At 59.2% G+C, this 14,980-nt stretch carries 15 protein-coding genes; 5 read left to right on the top strand and 10 right to left on the bottom strand.

The genetic code is table 11. The features are described from left to right. Positions 1 to 87: 87 nt before the first annotated feature. The 4 genes from aspS to AO240_RS24440 form a co-directional block, all read right to left on the bottom strand. Positions 88 to 1,863 carry an aspartate--tRNA ligase gene (aspS, locus tag AO240_RS24455; protein ID WP_099239941.1) on the bottom strand — a complete coding sequence of 592 codons (1,776 nt, stop codon included), beginning with the start codon at positions 1,861 to 1,863 and terminating at the stop codon, positions 88 to 90. Between the two features lie 107 nt (positions 1,864 to 1,970). Continuing rightward, on the bottom strand, positions 1,971 to 2,192 hold the full coding sequence (locus AO240_RS24450; protein ID WP_003193872.1) for an FmdB family zinc ribbon protein: 222 nt from the start codon (positions 2,190 to 2,192) through the stop codon (positions 1,971 to 1,973). A 165-nt stretch (positions 2,193 to 2,357) separates the two neighbouring features. Next, the gene (locus tag AO240_RS24445; RefSeq protein WP_099239939.1) at positions 2,358 to 2,699 is read right to left on the bottom strand and encodes a ribbon-helix-helix domain-containing protein; all 342 of its coding nucleotides are present in this window, start codon (positions 2,697 to 2,699) and stop codon (positions 2,358 to 2,360) included. Between the two features lie 192 nt (positions 2,700 to 2,891). Further along, positions 2,892 to 3,365, bottom strand: coding sequence for a Dps family protein (locus AO240_RS24440; RefSeq protein WP_003193874.1), 474 nt, complete (start codon positions 3,363 to 3,365; stop codon positions 2,892 to 2,894). Positions 3,366 to 3,812: 447 nt separating this feature from the next. On the opposite strand from AO240_RS24440, the gene AO240_RS29180 reads away from it, so the two are divergent. Then, the gene (locus AO240_RS29180; RefSeq protein WP_058412487.1) at positions 3,813 to 4,415 is read left to right on the top strand and encodes a cold-shock protein; all 603 of its coding nucleotides are present in this window, start codon (positions 3,813 to 3,815) and stop codon (positions 4,413 to 4,415) included. Positions 4,416 to 4,513: 98 nt separating this feature from the next. Here the strand turns inward: AO240_RS29180 and AO240_RS24430 are convergent, their stop codons facing one another. Together AO240_RS24430 and AO240_RS24425 are read right to left on the bottom strand one after the other, a co-directional pair. Further along, entirely contained in the window at positions 4,514 to 4,720 is a 207-nt protein-coding gene (locus tag AO240_RS24430; protein ID WP_017847119.1) for a SlyX family protein, read from the bottom strand. A gap of 3 nt (positions 4,721 to 4,723) precedes the next feature. Further along, the gene (locus tag AO240_RS24425; RefSeq protein WP_099239937.1) at positions 4,724 to 5,149 is read right to left on the bottom strand and encodes an HIT domain-containing protein; all 426 of its coding nucleotides are present in this window, start codon (positions 5,147 to 5,149) and stop codon (positions 4,724 to 4,726) included. Between the two features lie 742 nt (positions 5,150 to 5,891). On the opposite strand from AO240_RS24425, the gene AO240_RS24420 reads away from it, so the two are divergent. Then, on the top strand, positions 5,892 to 7,193 hold the full coding sequence (locus AO240_RS24420) for an OprD family porin (RefSeq protein ID WP_099239935.1): 1,302 nt from the start codon (positions 5,892 to 5,894) through the stop codon (positions 7,191 to 7,193). 204 nt (positions 7,194 to 7,397) lie between these two features. On the opposite strand, the gene AO240_RS24415 is transcribed toward AO240_RS24420, so the two are convergent. Both AO240_RS24415 and AO240_RS24410 read right to left on the bottom strand, forming a co-directional pair. Then, positions 7,398 to 8,240: a mechanosensitive ion channel family protein gene (locus AO240_RS24415; protein WP_099239933.1), complete on the bottom strand. Its 843-nt coding sequence runs from the start codon at positions 8,238 to 8,240 to the stop codon at positions 7,398 to 7,400. Positions 8,241 to 8,377: 137 nt separating this feature from the next. Beyond that, complete coding sequence (locus AO240_RS24410; protein WP_048727071.1) at positions 8,378 to 8,863, bottom strand: YajQ family cyclic di-GMP-binding protein; 486 nt, start codon at positions 8,861 to 8,863, stop codon at positions 8,378 to 8,380. Positions 8,864 to 8,986: 123 nt separating this feature from the next. Between AO240_RS24410 and AO240_RS24405 the strand changes: the two genes are divergently transcribed. The 3 genes from AO240_RS24405 to AO240_RS24395 are packed head-to-tail and all read left to right on the top strand — an operon-like array spanning position 8,987 to position 12,568. Next, positions 8,987 to 9,904, top strand: a complete 918-nt coding sequence (locus tag AO240_RS24405) for a putative 2-dehydropantoate 2-reductase (RefSeq protein WP_099239931.1) — start codon at positions 8,987 to 8,989, stop codon at positions 9,902 to 9,904. A 46-nt stretch (positions 9,905 to 9,950) separates the two neighbouring features. Beyond that, on the top strand, positions 9,951 to 11,987 hold the full coding sequence (locus tag AO240_RS24400) for an ATP-binding protein (protein WP_099239929.1): 2,037 nt from the start codon (positions 9,951 to 9,953) through the stop codon (positions 11,985 to 11,987). 2 nt (positions 11,988 to 11,989) lie between these two features. Next, the gene (locus tag AO240_RS24395) at positions 11,990 to 12,568 is read left to right on the top strand and encodes a cob(I)yrinic acid a,c-diamide adenosyltransferase (RefSeq protein WP_099239927.1); all 579 of its coding nucleotides are present in this window, start codon (positions 11,990 to 11,992) and stop codon (positions 12,566 to 12,568) included. A 130-nt stretch (positions 12,569 to 12,698) separates the two neighbouring features. Here AO240_RS24395 and AO240_RS24390 read toward each other — a convergent pair whose 3' ends face one another. Both AO240_RS24390 and argJ read right to left on the bottom strand, forming a co-directional pair. After that, positions 12,699 to 13,643: a Nudix family hydrolase gene (locus tag AO240_RS24390; protein ID WP_099239925.1), complete on the bottom strand. Its 945-nt coding sequence runs from the start codon at positions 13,641 to 13,643 to the stop codon at positions 12,699 to 12,701. A gap of 20 nt (positions 13,644 to 13,663) precedes the next feature. Then, entirely contained in the window at positions 13,664 to 14,881 is a 1,218-nt protein-coding gene (gene argJ, locus AO240_RS24385) for a bifunctional glutamate N-acetyltransferase/amino-acid acetyltransferase ArgJ (protein ID WP_099239923.1), read from the bottom strand. Between the last annotated feature and the right edge of the window lie 99 nt (positions 14,882 to 14,980).

Raw genomic sequence — 14,980 nt, 5'->3', positions numbered from 1 at the left:
GGGATATGCCTCGTTTAACGCAAAGGCGCATCCGAAGATGCGCCTTTTTAGACCGCGTAAACCTCAGTGCGCTTTCACGCAGCAGCCTTACTCAGCCTTGGGTGTCTCGCGCAGACGGATGTGCAGTTCGCGCAGCGCCTTGGCATCCACCACACCCGGAGCCTGGGTCATTACGTCCGCAGCACTTTGGGTTTTCGGGAAGGCAATCACTTCACGAATAGACTGCGCGCCGGTCATCAGCATCACCAGACGGTCGAGGCCGAACGCCAGGCCACCGTGCGGCGGCGCGCCGTATTTGAGGGCATCGAGCAGGAAGCCGAACTTCTCTTGCTGTTCCGCTTCGTTGATGCCCAGCAGACGGAACACCGACTGCTGCATCTCTTTGCGGTGGATACGGATCGAACCGCCACCCAGCTCGGTACCGTTCAACACCATGTCGTAAGCACGCGACAGAGCGCCGGCCGGGTTGGCTTCGAGCTCCTGCGGCGTGCACTTTGGCGCGGTGAACGGGTGGTGCAAGGCGCTGAAGCTGCCGTCGTCGTTCTCTTCGAACATCGGGAAGTCAACGACCCACATCGGTGCCCACTTGCAGGTCAGCAAGTCGAGGTCGTGGCCCAGCTTGATGCGCAGTGCGCCCAAGGCTTCGCTGACAATTTTAGCTTTGTCGGCGCCGAAGAACACAATGTCGCCGTCAACCGCACCCACGCGGTCCAGAATCGCGTTGAGGTTGTCCAGCGGGATGTTTTTCACGATCGGCGATTGCAGACCTTCAACACCGTTAGCGCGCTCGTTGACCTTGATGTACGCCAGGCCCTTGGCACCGTAGATGCCAACGAACTTGGTGTAGTCGTCGATCTGCTTGCGCGGCATGCTCGCGCCGCCAGGCACGCGCAGGGCGGCGATGCGGCATTTAGGGTCGTTGGCCGGGCCGCTGAACACCTTGAAATCAACTGCTTTGAGTTGGTCGGCCACGTCCACCAGTTCCAGCGGGTTACGCAGGTCTGGCTTGTCGGAACCGTAGCGGCGCATGGCTTCTTCGAAGGTCATGTGCGGGAATTCGCCGAACTCAAGGTCCAGCACTTCCTTGAACAGGTTGCGGATCATTTGTTCGGTCAGGCCCATGATCTCTTTTTCATCGAGGAAGCTGGTCTCGATGTCGATCTGGGTGAATTCGGGCTGGCGGTCAGCACGCAAGTCTTCGTCACGGAAGCACTTGGCGATCTGGTAGTAACGGTCGAAGCCGGCCACCATCAGCAGTTGCTTGAACAGTTGCGGCGATTGCGGCAGGGCAAAGAAGCTGCCGGCGTGCGTACGGCTTGGCACCAGGTAGTCACGCGCGCCTTCCGGAGTCGCCCGGGTGAGGATCGGCGTTTCGACGTCGAGGAAGCCGTTCTCGTCGAGGAAGCGGCGGATGCTGGTGGTCATGCGCGAACGCAGGCGCAGCTTCTCGGCCATTTCCGGGCGACGCAGATCCAGGAAGCGGTAGCGCAGGCGGGTTTCTTCGCCAACGTCGGAATATTCGTTGAGTGGGAACGGCGGCGTTTCCGATTCGTTCAGCACTTCCAGCTCGTAGCCCAGCACTTCGATGCCGCCGGAGGCCATGTTCGCGTTCACCGCACCGGCCGGACGCAGGCGAACCTTGCCGGTGATTTTAACGACGTACTCGCTGCGCACGCGGTCGGCGGCGGCGAAGCTGTCGGCGCGGTCCGGGTCGAACACCACTTGGGCCAGACCATCACGATCACGGATATCGAGGAAGATCACCCCGCCGTGGTCGCGGCGACGGTGAACCCATCCGCAAAGAGTGATTTCCTGACCTTCCAGGGTCTCGTTCAGTTGGCCGCAATAATGGCTGCGCATCATGGTAGTGGTTTCACTTCTCGTAATTCGAAATTCGGTGGAGGCTTGCCTCGTCACCGTACTGTTAAGCAGGGGACGGATAATGCAGGAGCCTGCGCGTAGAGTTCAACTCAGTCTGCTTTGTCGCCGCCCGCCAGATTCTTTTTGGCGCCGGTCTTGAAATCGGTCTCGTACCAGCCGCTGCCGCTCAGGCGGAAGCCCGGCATGGACAACATCTTCTTCAGCTCAGGCGCCTGGCAGGCAGGGCAATCGACCAGCGGCGCTGCGCTGATCTTCTGAATGGCTTCCAACTGATGACCACAAGAAGCGCATTGATAGTCGTACATGGGCATGGAGATGTCTCGGCGATCGGATCGTAACTACGCCGCGCGCCCTGTGGATAAAGCCCGGCTTGCGCAGCAAAGCGCGAGATTATATCTGGTAAATCGACACAGCGCAGCCGGCTTTCTGCCCGAACACCGGCCCGCGATAACCGCGGGCCGGCTGCGAGCGCCGGGTTAATCCGGGCTCATGGTTGCCACGCGACCTTTTAATACGTGGACGACGCACACCACCCTGACCAGCCCGCTGAAGTTCTTCACCCCTCCGTAACGCAAATGCACTTCCCGATCGACGTATGACAGCAACGCACTGACTGTGCAGGCATTGATCCTGGCTATCTCCGTGAGGATATTCCAATAGATCTGCTCCAGACGCAGGCAGGTGGAAAACCCGTTGAGCCTGACCGACCGGGACAATGGCTTGGCCAGTCCCATATCGAACCCTTTGGTGAAGGGGTCGACCTTTATCTTATGAAAACCACAGGTTTCCATTACTCCATTACCCGCTGTGCGTGACATACACCTGACACTCCATTGCCAAACAACAGCCCATGGGTTTCTCCCATTGGGCAGTGGCTCTATAAAACAGCAGGACGCGAGGGGCAGCCAGAAGACGCGGAGTTGATAGTCGTAGGACAACGCCAGGAAGTGCGCGGAAACAAGCAAGCAGCGCCACGAAGGCGCCACTCGCTGTTTTTTGGGGCGGGAGGTTTACTGGTTTTCGAGCAGCGAACGCAGCATCCAGGCGGTTTTCTCGTGAACCTGCATGCGCTGGGTCAGCAGGTCGGCAGTCGGCTCATCGCTGACCTTATCGAGCAACGGGAAAATGCCGCGCGCGGTACGCGTCACTGCTTCCTGGCCTGCGACCAACTGCTTGATCATCTCTTCGGCGCTGGGCACGCCCTCTTCTTCCTTGATCGAAGACAGACGCGCGTAGATCGAATAGGCGCCCGGCGCAGGAAAGCCGAGGGCACGAATACGTTCGGCAATGGAGTCGACCGCCAGCGCCAGTTCGTTGTACTGCTCTTCGAACATCAAGTGCAGCGTACGAAACATCGGGCCAGTCACGTTCCAATGGAAGTTGTGGGTCTTCAAATACAGTACATAGGTATCAGACAGCAGCCGTGAAAGTCCGTCGACGATGGATTTACGATCTTCTTCACTGATACCGATATCGATTGCCATGTTTTTTCCCTTCAATTGACGAGGATTCATTGATCCGTTGCGGCACCACTCTAGCAAGGGCACCACTCTAGCAAGAGTGCAGGCTGTGTGCAGCCCGGCATACGCGGCGGCGTGCGACAAATCGCCGCCCTCCACACCACGACTGCCGGTTACAGCCAAGCCTGTGCGCAGCGTAGAGAGATTCTCAAAATACCGCGCAAAAAGCACGCACCGGTCTAGGACACGTATTTGACGCACAAATGCCGTCGCTGTCGCAACACCCCGAAATGCTTGATTTGAGTAGGCACAGCCTTTGCTGTTAAATAGGCGGGGTGTGCTTGCCGTCTATTTCTGCGGCAGTCACATAGGCTGATACCCGCGCACGTGCCCAACGCCTCCCATTTGTTCAGAAGCGAACCGTGCCAGTCAGCTCTTCCTTGTGATCCTTCTTAACGTGAGTTAATCAAAATGTTGAAAATCGTCCACCTGCTAACGGGCGTTGCAGCGTTGCTGCTGTCCTTTATACCGAGCTTGCAACAGGGAAGCCCTCCCTACCTGGAACAACACGACGCTCTGTACCTGGCCTTGTTCGGCCTTCTTAACCTGACGCTGGCACCGGTGATCCCTTACTGGAACAAAGGCACGCGTCATCAACTGCAAAACCTGGTCAGCGCGCTGCTGGTGCTGACCGTTGTCGTTCAAACCCTCACCCTCCTCGCACCTATGCCTGAAGTGGGCGGCCACCCGGCCATCCTGCTCAGCCTGGTGATTGCTGTGGTCGCCATCGCTCTTCACCTGGCCATCAGCTTCTACCGCTCGTCGCCTGCGGCCGCGTCGCAAAGCTACGATATGACCAACCGGGATACCGGGACCGTCAAGTGGTTCAACACCTCCAAAGGCTTCGGCTTTATCTCCCGCGATTCGGGCGACGATATTTTCGTCCACTTCCGGGCCATCCGCGGCGAAGGCCATCGTGTTCTGGTGGAAGGCCAGCGCGTGGAGTTCTCGGTGATGAATCGCGATAAAGGCCTGCAAGCCGAAGACGTAATCGCTGCCCTGCCGCGCCGCTGACCCTAGCGTTCGCAGCAAAAAAAACCGCGATCCAGCACTGCTGGGTCGCGGTTTTTTATTGCCTGGCGATTAATCCAGGGCGGCTTGCACGCAAGCACTTAGTAGTGCGGCGGCGGCGCTTCTTCTTCGGATGACTCGAACTGGCCACCCATTTCTTCCTGGCGCTTGAGCAGCGCGGTCATCTGCAACTGCAGGCGTTCGACCGCACGCTGCTGAGTAACCAGAATGTCATTCAGGGTTTCGATGGTGTCATCCTGAAAGGCCAGGCGGCTTTCCAGGTCGGTGACGCGGTCTTGCAGATCCATGGTTCAGTCCTGAGTAAAGATGAAGTTGGCGGGCAAAAACGCGCGCAGCCGTGCGCGAATCGCCGCCACTTGCTCTTCGGTGTAAGGCTGAGCCGGATGTTTGCCCCAAACCGGTGCCGGCCAAGCGGCGTCATCGCGTTTGCGCACGATCACATGCACGTGCAACTGGCTGACAACGTTACCCAACGCGCCAATGTTCATCTTGTCGGCAGCCCACGCTTCGTTCAGCCACTGCGCCAGGGCGGTGGTTTCTTGCCACAGCGTGTGTTGGTCTGCGCCATCGAGCTGAAACACTTCGCTGATAGCGTCTTTGCGCGGCACCAGGATAAACCACGGGTAATTGGAATCGTTGGACAGCAGCAGGCGGCAGAGCGGGAAGTCGCCAATGGCCAGTGTGTCTTGTTGCAGGCGTTGATCTAAGGCGAACACGCGGGCACTCCGTTCGGCAGGTCAATTTCAGGCGCCCAGCATACCTTCGAATGCTCAAGGCTTCACGGTGAATGCGGGCGCCTTGAGGCAGCCGAATAAAAAACCTGCACCTTTAAGTGGCAGGCGAATACCTGCGCTACGCTGGAATGGGCCTCGACGGGTTGCACCAAAATGACCCACCTGTGCTTCAAAGGCGCCCGAGATTACCCGGCAATGGTGTGAACCGGTAACGTTTTTCCTGGGTACAGGCTGTGTGTACCGCTGGTCAGGTGCAATGCGGCTGCCTGGCGCTCAAACCAAACGGCGTAAAAAGCCCGTGGTTATGCGGTTTTTACACTGCCGTCACGTTTTTCACGAAAAAATGACATTCGCTGACCGGTTTGGGCGCGCTTGTTGCATTAGTACTCGTATCGTCGGCAACGGCACCCGCTTGGACGCAGGCGCTTCGCGATCAGCACTACTAGCGTTTAAGTGCCTGCAGAGGAAGTTTTCATACTTCGAAAGCTGTATGAAAACAGCACTTAAGTTGTCAGCCCGGTTACCGTTGGGCTGTGAATTTGCGACACGGAATTAGCAATTTTACGACAGTCTCGTAAAGAAGCTGAAAGGATAGTTGAGTCAGTATCGTCAATAGGGTCTGCGTGATATAACTTTGCGCTGACACAAAAAAGAAAGAGCCGCCCAGATAAAAATACAGGTGGGACGGCAGTACTCTTCCTAAAAACCAAAGGAGCAAATCACGATGCGCGTGATGAAGTGGAGCATGATCGCACTGGCTGTTTCAGCAGGCACCTCGCAGTTCGCAATGGCGTCCGCCCAAGATGATTCCAAGGGCTTTATCGAAGACAGTACGGCCAGCATCCTGACCCGTACCCTGTACTTCAGCCGCGACTTCCGTAATAACGCGCCCGGCACCCAAAGCCGCCGCGAAGAAACCGGCCTTGGCTTCCATGGCCTGTTCAGCTCGGGCTACACCCAGGGCACTATCGGTGTCGGTTTTGATGCCATTGGTTTGCTCGGCCTCAAACTCGACAGCGGCAAGGGTCGCGCCGGCACGGGTCTGTTCCCGAATGGCTCCGATGGCCGTGCTCAGGATGAATACTCCAAAGGCGGCGCAGCCATCAAGTTCCGTATCTCTGATACGGTCTTGAAAGTAGGTGACCAGTACACCACCGCGCCAGTATTCGCCTCCGACGACAGCCGCTTGCTGCCAGAGCTGCCACAAGGTATCTCGATCACCAGCAACGAGATCAAGGGCCTGAAACTGGAAGCCGGTCACTTCACCTCGATCGTCGCCCAGGACCACACCTACAAAGACAGTATCTCCAGCTCTGAGCCGGTCACCGGCACCGGCCTGAGAGACGCCAACTTCGTCGGCGGCGTTTACTCCTGGACGCCAGAGCTCACTACCAGCCTCTACTACTCGAAAGTAGAAGATTACTGGAAGAAGCTCTACGCCAACGTGAACTGGACCCACGCGCTCAGCGATGACCAATCCGTCGCGGTAGACTTCAACATCTACGACACCAAAAGCGATGGCGCAGGCCTGCAACGCGCTGAAAAAGACGGCACCACCAAGCTCGACAACCGTGCATTCAGCTTGCAAGGCGCGTACACCGTTGGTGCACACACCTTCACCCTGGCAGCTCAAAAGGTTAGCGGCGACGGTGACTACGGCTACGGTGTAGACGGCGGCGGCACAGTATTCCTGGCCAACTCCATCGCCCGTTCCGACTTTAACGCCGAAGGCGAGAAGTCGTTCCAGGCGCGTTACGACATCAACATGGCAACCTTCGGCATTCCTGGCCTGAGCTTCATGACGCGTTACGTAACCGGCAGCGGCGCCAACACTGGCACCACGTCGAACGGCAAAGAGTGGGAACGTGACATCGAAGGCAAATACGTGGTCCAGAGCGGGCCGGCTAAAAACCTGAGCTTGCGCCTGCGTCAAGCGACCTATCGTTCGTCTGACAACGTGTACTACGGTTCGGCGTCCATCGACGAACTGCGTTTGATCGCGCAATACCCGCTGAACATCTTGTAATTGTCAGTTTGATTACAACGATGACTTAAGGCCTCGGCCTTAAACAAAAAGCCGCTCCCCTGTTTAAAGGGAGCGGCTTTTTTATTGCAGTATTATTTCAGTCGAAAAATAACCAGCACGCTAACTAACGAGATTAGCTGTCAGCATAGAACCTGACCTATTGGCCAAGTTCGATGCCTTGCCGCCTGGTTGTTTAAAGGCCGGTTATTTAGCCGCAGGTTCCTGCATAACGCGAATAACCCGCTGCGGAAACGGAATATCAATACCCGCGCCTTTCAAGCGGTCTCGTGCCAGTTCATTGAGCATGAACACCACATCCCAATAATCTGCCGTGTTGGTCCAGCACCGCAGCGACACAGTGATGGAACTGTCGCCCAAGGTCGACACTACCGCTACCGGCGCAGGATCTGCCAGCACGCGAGCGTCTTTCGCGAGTTCCAGCAGCACTTCACGGGCTTTTTGCAGGTCGGCTTCATAGTCGACACCTACGTCAAACACCACCTTGCGGGTTGGCTGACGGTTGGTGTTGGTGATGATGCCGTTGGACAGAATGCCGTTCGGCACGATCACGGTTTTGTTGTCGCCGGTGCGCAGCACAGTGTGGAAGATCTGGATGCTGTCGACCGTACCGGAAGTGCCCTGGGCTTCGATCCAGTCACCAATGCGGAACGGGCGGAACAACAGAATCAGCACGCCGCCGGCGAAGTTGGCCAGGCTGCCCTGCAACGCCAAGCCGATAGCCAAGGTGGCAGCACCGATGGCAGCGACAAACGAGGTGGTTGCCACGCCGATCATTGAGGCCACGCTGACAATCAGCATGATCTTCAACGCGATGTTCGCAAGGCTGGTGATGAAGTGCTGCAGCGCCAGGTCGGCGTTACGGATGGCCAACAAGCGCCCAACCCGGTGCGTGAGTCGGTTGATCAACCACCAGCCGATGGCCAGGGTGACCACCGCCAGCAACACACGGCTGCCGTATTCCATAATCATCGGGATCCAAGACTGCGAGGTCTTGATCAGGTGATCCACTTCAGCGTTCAAATCCATCTATATTTCTCCTGTTTCACGGATGTGCGGCTTTATTGACTGCCTAAAAACGCAAATGAGCCCCGAAGGGCTCAAGTGTAGGCACAAACTCTGGGGCGTGGGACGTCAAAAACGCCCGCGGGTTCCGCAGCGTACTATCAGTCGCGGAAGTTGTTGAACTGCAGCGGCATGTCAAACGTCTTGGCGCGCAGGGCAGCGATCGCGTCCTGCAAGTCATCACGCTTCTTGCCGGTGATACGCACCTGCTCGCCCTGAATGGCGGCCTGCACTTTCAACTTGGCATCCTTGACGTGAGCGACGATTTTTTTCGCCAGCTCCTTGTCGATGCCTTCCTTGAGCACGGCTTCCTGCTTCATCAGCTTGCCGGAGGCGTACGCGTCTTTGATTTCCAGGCACTGTGCATCGATCTTGCGCTTGACCAGGGACAGCTTGAGGATCTCGATCATCGCTTCCAGCTGGAAATCGGCTTCAGCGGTCAGGTTGACGGTCAACTCCTTTTCCTTGAACTCGAAGCTGCCCTTGCCTTTCAGGTCATAGCGACGGTCCAGCTCTTTGACGGCGTTCTCGACGGCGTTGGTGACTTCGTGTTTGTCCAGTTCGGATACCACGTCGAACGAAGGCATGTCATTTCTCCAAAATAAGGGGCGGGCTCAGTAGAGATGGAGCGCGCCCAAGCTAAAATGCCCCGGCATTATAGCGGTTCTTTCGCCGCGTTCACTGTGAGCGACCCCACGGAGCACAAACTCATGTCGACCACCTGGCATATTCTCGGCGCCGGCAGCCTGGGCACACTCTGGGCCACGCGCCTGGCTCGCGCGGGCGTGCCGGTGCGGTTGATCTTGCGTGACCACGCGCGCCTGGCCAGCTATCAGGCCGGTAATGGGCTGACGCTGGTCGAACACGGGATAGAACACACTTACCCTGTCATCGGCGAAACGCCCGACAGCCCTGAGCCGATTCAGCGCCTGCTGGTGGCGTGCAAAGCCTACGACGCACAAAGCGCTATCGCACAGCTGCAACAGCGGTTGGCGGCGGATGCTGAGCTGATCCTGCTGCAAAACGGCCTTGGCAGCCAAGACGCGGTGGCCGCCCAAGTGCCGCAGGCGCGCAGCATAGTTGCCTCCAGCACCGAGGGCGCGTTCCGCGAGGGCGATTGGCGCGTGGTGTTCGCCGGGCATGGCTACACCTGGCTGGGGGACACAGGCCAGCCGACGCCACCGCTGTGGCTGGACGACCTGCACGCGGCCGGCATTCCTCACGAATGGAGCAGCGAAATTCTGACGCGCTTGTGGCGCAAGCTGGCGCTCAATTGCGCGATCAACCCACTGACGGTGCTGTACCAGTGCCGCAACGGCGGCCTGCAAGACCATCAATGCGAAGTCGCAACGCTGTGCGCCGAATTGGCCGAACTGCTCGAATGCTGCGGCCAGCCCGCGGCCGCGCAAGCGTTGCACAGCGAAGTACAACGGGTGATCCAGGCCACCGCCAGCAATTACTCCTCGATGTATCAGGACGTGGCCAACGCGCGGCGCACCGAAATCAGCTACCTGCTGGGCTATGCGTGCCAGGCGGCAGCCCGCCATCAATTGGTGCTGCCGCACCTGCAACAGCTACAAGCGCGTTTGGTTGGCTATTTGCGTGAACGCGGATTGGCCAGCGACTGAGGCACGCGCTACCCTGCCTACCTGTCTATCGCCTCGGAAAGCCCTGATGCCACTGCGCCAGCGTCTTGAAAATCTACCCGTAGGGCAGAAACTGCTGGCCGCCCTGCTGGTGCTACTGACTACCGTATTGCTGGTTGCCAACCTGACGTTTATCAGCGCGGCCTACTGGATCTCCCAGGAAAGCATGGCGCCCCAGGCGCTGCAAGCCATCGGCCGCCTGGTGTCAAACCCGGCCCTCGCTGCCGATGCGCTTGAGTCCCCGGCCAAAGCCGACGCCCTGCTTGATGAATTGACCAGTTATTCACCGCTGCGCGCCGCTGCGTTGTACGACGGCGAAGGCACCCGCCTGGCGCAAATGCAGCACGGCGATCGCCTGCATTTGCCGGACACCTACCGGCACATCGAAGCGTGGCGGCTGACCGAGTTTCGCAGCAACCAGGTCATCACCCTGCCCCGTGCCGGCCAGCCTTCCGGGCACTTACTGCTGGTGGCCAGCAGTGAACTGCCGATGGCGTTTTATACCGGCACGCTGACGGCGAGCCTGGGCATCCTGATTTTCAGCGTGCTGCTTTGGCTGATCATCGCCCGGCAGATCAAACGCCTGATCACTCGCCCGATTTACGAACTGGAAGAGCTGTCACGCCAAGTGACCCGCGAAGAGAACTACGCCCTGCGCGCCGGGCGCGGCAACCACGATGAGATCGGCAGCCTGGCCGAAGCTTTCAACACCATGTTGTCACGCATCGAAGCCCGCGAGCAGCAACTCAAACGCGCGCGCGACGACTCCCAGGCCGCCTACGATCAAGCCCAGGGCTTGGCCGAAGAGACTCGCCACACCAACCGCAAGCTGGAACTTGAAGTGCAGGTTCGCAGCAAGATCGAGAAAAAACTCACCGGTTTCCAGAACTACCTGAACAGCATTATCGACTCGATGCCTTCGGCGTTGATCGCGCTGGATGAACAGCTTTACGTGACTCAGTGGAATCAGGAGGCCAGCGCGCTTTCCGGCACGCGCCTGGACGAGGCGCTGAACCAACCGATTTTCCTCGCGTTCCAGCCGCTAAAGCCGTACTTGCCGCAACTAAAAGCCACGGTTGAGCAGCACACCGTACAGCGCATCGAGCGCGTCACCTGGGTCAAGGATGACGAGCCCAAACATTACGCCCTGACCTTCTACCCGCTGATGGGCGGCGCCGGGCGCGGCGTGGTGATCCGCATCGACGACATCACCCAGCGCCTGTCGCTTGAAGAGATGATGGTGCAGTCGGAAAAAATGCTCTCCGTCGGCGGCCTGGCGGCGGGCATGGCCCACGAAATCAATAACCCGCTGGGGGCGATCCTGCACAACGTGCAGAACATTCGTCGCCGCCTGTCGCCCGACCTGCCGAAGAACCTGGAACATGCCGAACGCGCGGGCGTCACGCTGGACACGGTCAACCGTTACTTGCAAAGCCGTGAAGTACCGCAACTGCTCGACGGTATTCAGCAAGCTGGCGCACGGGCAGCGAAAATCGTCACGCACATGCTCAGCTTCAGCCGACTCAGTAATCGCCGGATGGCGCCCTGCGATTTACCGGCACTGATTGACCAGGCAGTCGAAATTGCCGGTAACGACTTCGACCTGACCATCGGTTTCGACTTCAAGGGCCAGGCGATCATCCGCCAGTTCGACCCACAACTGGGCCCGGTGCCCGGCACCGCCAACGAGTTGGAACAGGTGCTGCTCAACCTGCTGAAAAACGCCGCCCAAGCGATTCACCTGCGTGAAGACGACCGCGAGCCAGGGCGCATCATCTTGCGCACGCGCCTGAACCCGCCATGGGCGGAGATCCAGGTGGAAGACAACGGCATCGGCATGAGCGAAAACGTGCGTAAACGCACGTTCGAGCCCTTCTTCACTACCAAAGAGATCGGCCAAGGCACCGGACTTGGGCTGTCGGTGTCGTACTTCATCATCACCAACAACCACAAAGGCCAGATGGAGGTGCACTCCACCCTCGGCCAAGGCACCTGCTTCACCCTGCGCCTGCCCTTGGCTGGCAGCCAACTGCCACCCTATGAACTCACCCAACTGGAGCAATGACCATGGGCTTTCGCCTGTCGAAGATCTACACACGTACCGGCGACCAAGGCGAGACCGGCCTCGGCGATGGCCGTCGCGTACCCAAGGACCACCCGCGCGTGGAGGCCATTGGTGAGGTCGACACGCTGAACAGCCAGTTGGGCTTGCTGCTGGCGGGGCTTGAAGAACAGAGCGGCAAGCACCCGCAATTGAATGACGTGATCGAGGTGCTTACACCTTGCCAACACCGTTTGTTCGACCTGGGCGGTGAGCTGGCAATGCCGGTGTACAAGGCGTTGAATGCAGCCGAAGTTGATCGCCTGGAAGCGGCGATTGATCGCTGGAACGAAGAAGTCGGGCCGCTGGAGAACTTTATCCTGCCCGGTGGCTCGGCGCTGATCGCCCAGGCGCATGTGTGCCGCAGCCTGGCGCGCAGTGCAGAGCGCAGGTGTCAGCATCTGAACGCGGTTGAGCCGCTGGAGGGGGTCGGGTTGGCTTACATCAATCGGTTATCGGATTTGTTGTTTGTGGCGGCCAGAGTGATTGCCAGGCGCCAGGGTATAGCGGAGGTTTTGTGGCAGGCGGCGGCGAAGCCACACTGATGATTATGTAGTGCTTGCAAGGGCCTCATCGGGAGCAAGCCGCCCTCCCACAGTTAACTGCATTCCAGAGGTGGAACTCTATCAACTGTGGGAGGGCGGCTTGCTCCCGATGAGGCCAGCCAAAACACCATCAAACTTCTGGCCAAAACGCCCGAATCCCGGCAACCCCCTGAGCCCCGACTTCCCAAGCCTGTTCCCGCTGCGCAGGCCCAACCCCACCCAACAAAAACACCGGCTTGCTAAACCCGCTGATCAACCGCGCGGCCTCATCCCACCCCAACGGCTGAGCATCCGGATGCGTTTGCGTCGGCTGCACCGGCGACAACGTGACAAAATCCACGTCGATCATTTCTGCCAGCGCCAGCTCTTCGGCGTTATGGCACGACGCCGCCAGCCAGCGATCTTTGGGCAGCGGACGGCCCTTGCTGGCATATTTACGCAACTGCGCCGAGGTCATGTGCCAGCCGGCCGCCGGGAAATCCCCCAGCCATTCAAACGGGCCCTTGAGCATCAACTGCGCCTTGCCGGCACACAAGCCCACCGCATCCACCGCCAAATCACGGTATTTGGGGTCATAACCGTTCGGCGCGCGCAGTTGAACCAGCTTGATGCCACCAGCAATGGCTTGGCGAATACCGCGCAACAGCGTCGGGGTTTCCAGCTCGCCCGGGGTGATCAGGTACTCGGCCGGCAAACGTGCGGCAGACACGATCGGCGCATTCGCAGCAGGAAACTCGTAATACGGCAGATCACGCGGCGCAACCCATTCCAACGGCTGCCCCTCGGCGCCATGCGGCTCGCCGGTAAACGCCGAAACTTCCCAAACATCCAGCAATACCTGCTTGTCCGGGTAATCATGCTGCACCTTGATCAGCGGTCGCGCCGTGGTGACCTGGATGCCCAGTTCCTCCTGCAATTCGCGCGACAGCGCAGTGGCGACCGATTCATCGGCCTCCACCTTGCCACCGGGGAATTCCCAGAGGCCGCCTTGATGCTGAGTATCGGCGCGGCGTGCCAGCAGAATCCTGCCGTCGACACCGCGGATCACCGCTGCTGCTACATGCACTCGTTTCACCGCGCGTATCCTCTTGGCTATCAGGTACGGTATTCCGCATTGATCTTCACGTACTCGTGGGACAGGTCAGTGGTCCAGATGGTTTCGCTGCACTCACCGCGACCGAGTTCGATGCGAATGGTGATTTCTTCCTGCTGCATGACCGCCGAGCCTTGGGCTTCGGTGTAGGTTTCAGCGCGTGCGCCACGGCTGGCGATGCACACGTCACCGAGGAACACGTCGATCTTGCTCACGTCCAGGTCAGGCACACCGGCGCGGCCAACGGCGGCCAGGATACGGCCCCAGTTCGGGTCAGAGGCGAACAATGCCGTCTTGATCAGCGGCGAGTGGGCCACGGTGTAGCCGACATCCAGGCACTCCTGGTGGTTGCCGCCGCCGTTAACTTCCACGGTGACAAACTTGGTGGCGCCTTCACCGTCGCGCACGATGGCCTGAGCCACTTCCATGCACACCTCGAACACGGCCTGCTTCAACGCCGCGAATAATGGGCCACTGGTGGAGGTGATTTCCGGCAAGTTGGCTTTACCGGTCGCAATCAGCATGCAGCAGTCGTTGGTCGACGTATCGCCATCGATGGTGATGCGGTTGAACGACTTGTTGGCCCCGTCCAGCATCAGGCTGTGCAACACGTCGCGCGAGACTTTAGCGTCGGTGGCGATGTAGCCGAGCATGGTCGCCATGTTCGGGCGAATCATCCCGGCGCCTTTGCTGATGCCGGTCACGGTAACGGTCACGCCGTCGTGCACAAACTGACGGCTGGCGCCTTTGGGCAATGTGTCGGTGGTCATGATGCCGGTGGCCGCCGCCGCCCAGTTATCCACAGACAAATCATCCAGCGCGGCTTGCAGTGCGCCTTCGATTTTTTCTACGGGCAGCGGCTCACCGATCACACCGGTGGAGTACGGCAGCACCTGGCTGGCATCAACTCCGGCAAGCTGGGCGAGCTTCGCGCAGGTGCGCGCGGCGGCGACCAGGCCTGGCTCACCGGTGCCTGCGTTGGCGTTGCCGGTGTTGGTCAGCAAATAACGAATCGAGCCCGCTACACGCTGCTTGGCCAGGATAACCGGCGCGGCGCAGAACGCATTCAGGGTAAACACACCGGCGACGGTCGAGCCTTCGGCACAGCGCATCACGACCACATCCTTACGCCCTGGGCGTTTGATGCCGGCCGAAGCGATACCGAGTTCAAAACCGGCAACCGGGTGCAATGTGGGCAAAGGACCAAGACCAACAGCCATGAATGCGCTCCTTAAAATAGGTGATGTCTGTGCCGTCGTGATAGACGGTGAAATTAATCGCAAAACGCCGCGACGGCTGATGCCGGTCGCGGCGCGGGG

This window comes from Pseudomonas sp. ICMP 460 (genome assembly GCF_002723595.1).
GTDB classification, from domain to species: Bacteria; Pseudomonadota; Gammaproteobacteria; order Pseudomonadales; family Pseudomonadaceae; genus Aquipseudomonas; species Aquipseudomonas kitaguniensis.
The sequence above is the reverse complement of the archived record's forward strand: the minus strand, read 5'-3'. Positions and strand labels throughout refer to the sequence as shown.

What these genes read in the sequence shown, in the direction of transcription:
- aspS (WP_099239941.1), bottom strand. Translation starts at nt 1,863, where the DNA reads ATGATGCGCAGCCATTATTGCGGCCAACTGAACGAGACCCTGGAAGGT.
- AO240_RS24450 (WP_003193872.1), bottom strand. Translation starts at nt 2,192, where the DNA reads ATGCCCATGTACGACTATCAATGCGCTTCTTGTGGTCATCAGTTGGAA.
- AO240_RS24445 (WP_099239939.1), bottom strand. Translation starts at nt 2,699, where the DNA reads ATGTCACGCACAGCGGGTAATGGAGTAATGGAAACCTGTGGTTTTCAT.
- AO240_RS24440 (WP_003193874.1), bottom strand. Translation starts at nt 3,365, where the DNA reads ATGGCAATCGATATCGGTATCAGTGAAGAAGATCGTAAATCCATCGTC.
- AO240_RS29180 (WP_058412487.1), top strand. Translation starts at nt 3,813, where the DNA reads ATGTTGAAAATCGTCCACCTGCTAACGGGCGTTGCAGCGTTGCTGCTG.
- AO240_RS24430 (WP_017847119.1), bottom strand. Translation starts at nt 4,720, where the DNA reads ATGGATCTGCAAGACCGCGTCACCGACCTGGAAAGCCGCCTGGCCTTT.
- AO240_RS24420 (WP_099239935.1), top strand. Translation starts at nt 5,892, where the DNA reads ATGCGCGTGATGAAGTGGAGCATGATCGCACTGGCTGTTTCAGCAGGC.
- AO240_RS24415 (WP_099239933.1), bottom strand. Translation starts at nt 8,240, where the DNA reads ATGGATTTGAACGCTGAAGTGGATCACCTGATCAAGACCTCGCAGTCT.
- AO240_RS24410 (WP_048727071.1), bottom strand. Translation starts at nt 8,863, where the DNA reads ATGCCTTCGTTCGACGTGGTATCCGAACTGGACAAACACGAAGTCACC.
- AO240_RS24405 (WP_099239931.1), top strand. Translation starts at nt 8,987, where the DNA reads ATGTCGACCACCTGGCATATTCTCGGCGCCGGCAGCCTGGGCACACTC.
- AO240_RS24400 (WP_099239929.1), top strand. Translation starts at nt 9,951, where the DNA reads ATGCCACTGCGCCAGCGTCTTGAAAATCTACCCGTAGGGCAGAAACTG.
- AO240_RS24395 (WP_099239927.1), top strand. Translation starts at nt 11,990, where the DNA reads ATGGGCTTTCGCCTGTCGAAGATCTACACACGTACCGGCGACCAAGGC.
- argJ (WP_099239923.1), bottom strand. Translation starts at nt 14,881, where the DNA reads ATGGCTGTTGGTCTTGGTCCTTTGCCCACATTGCACCCGGTTGCCGGT.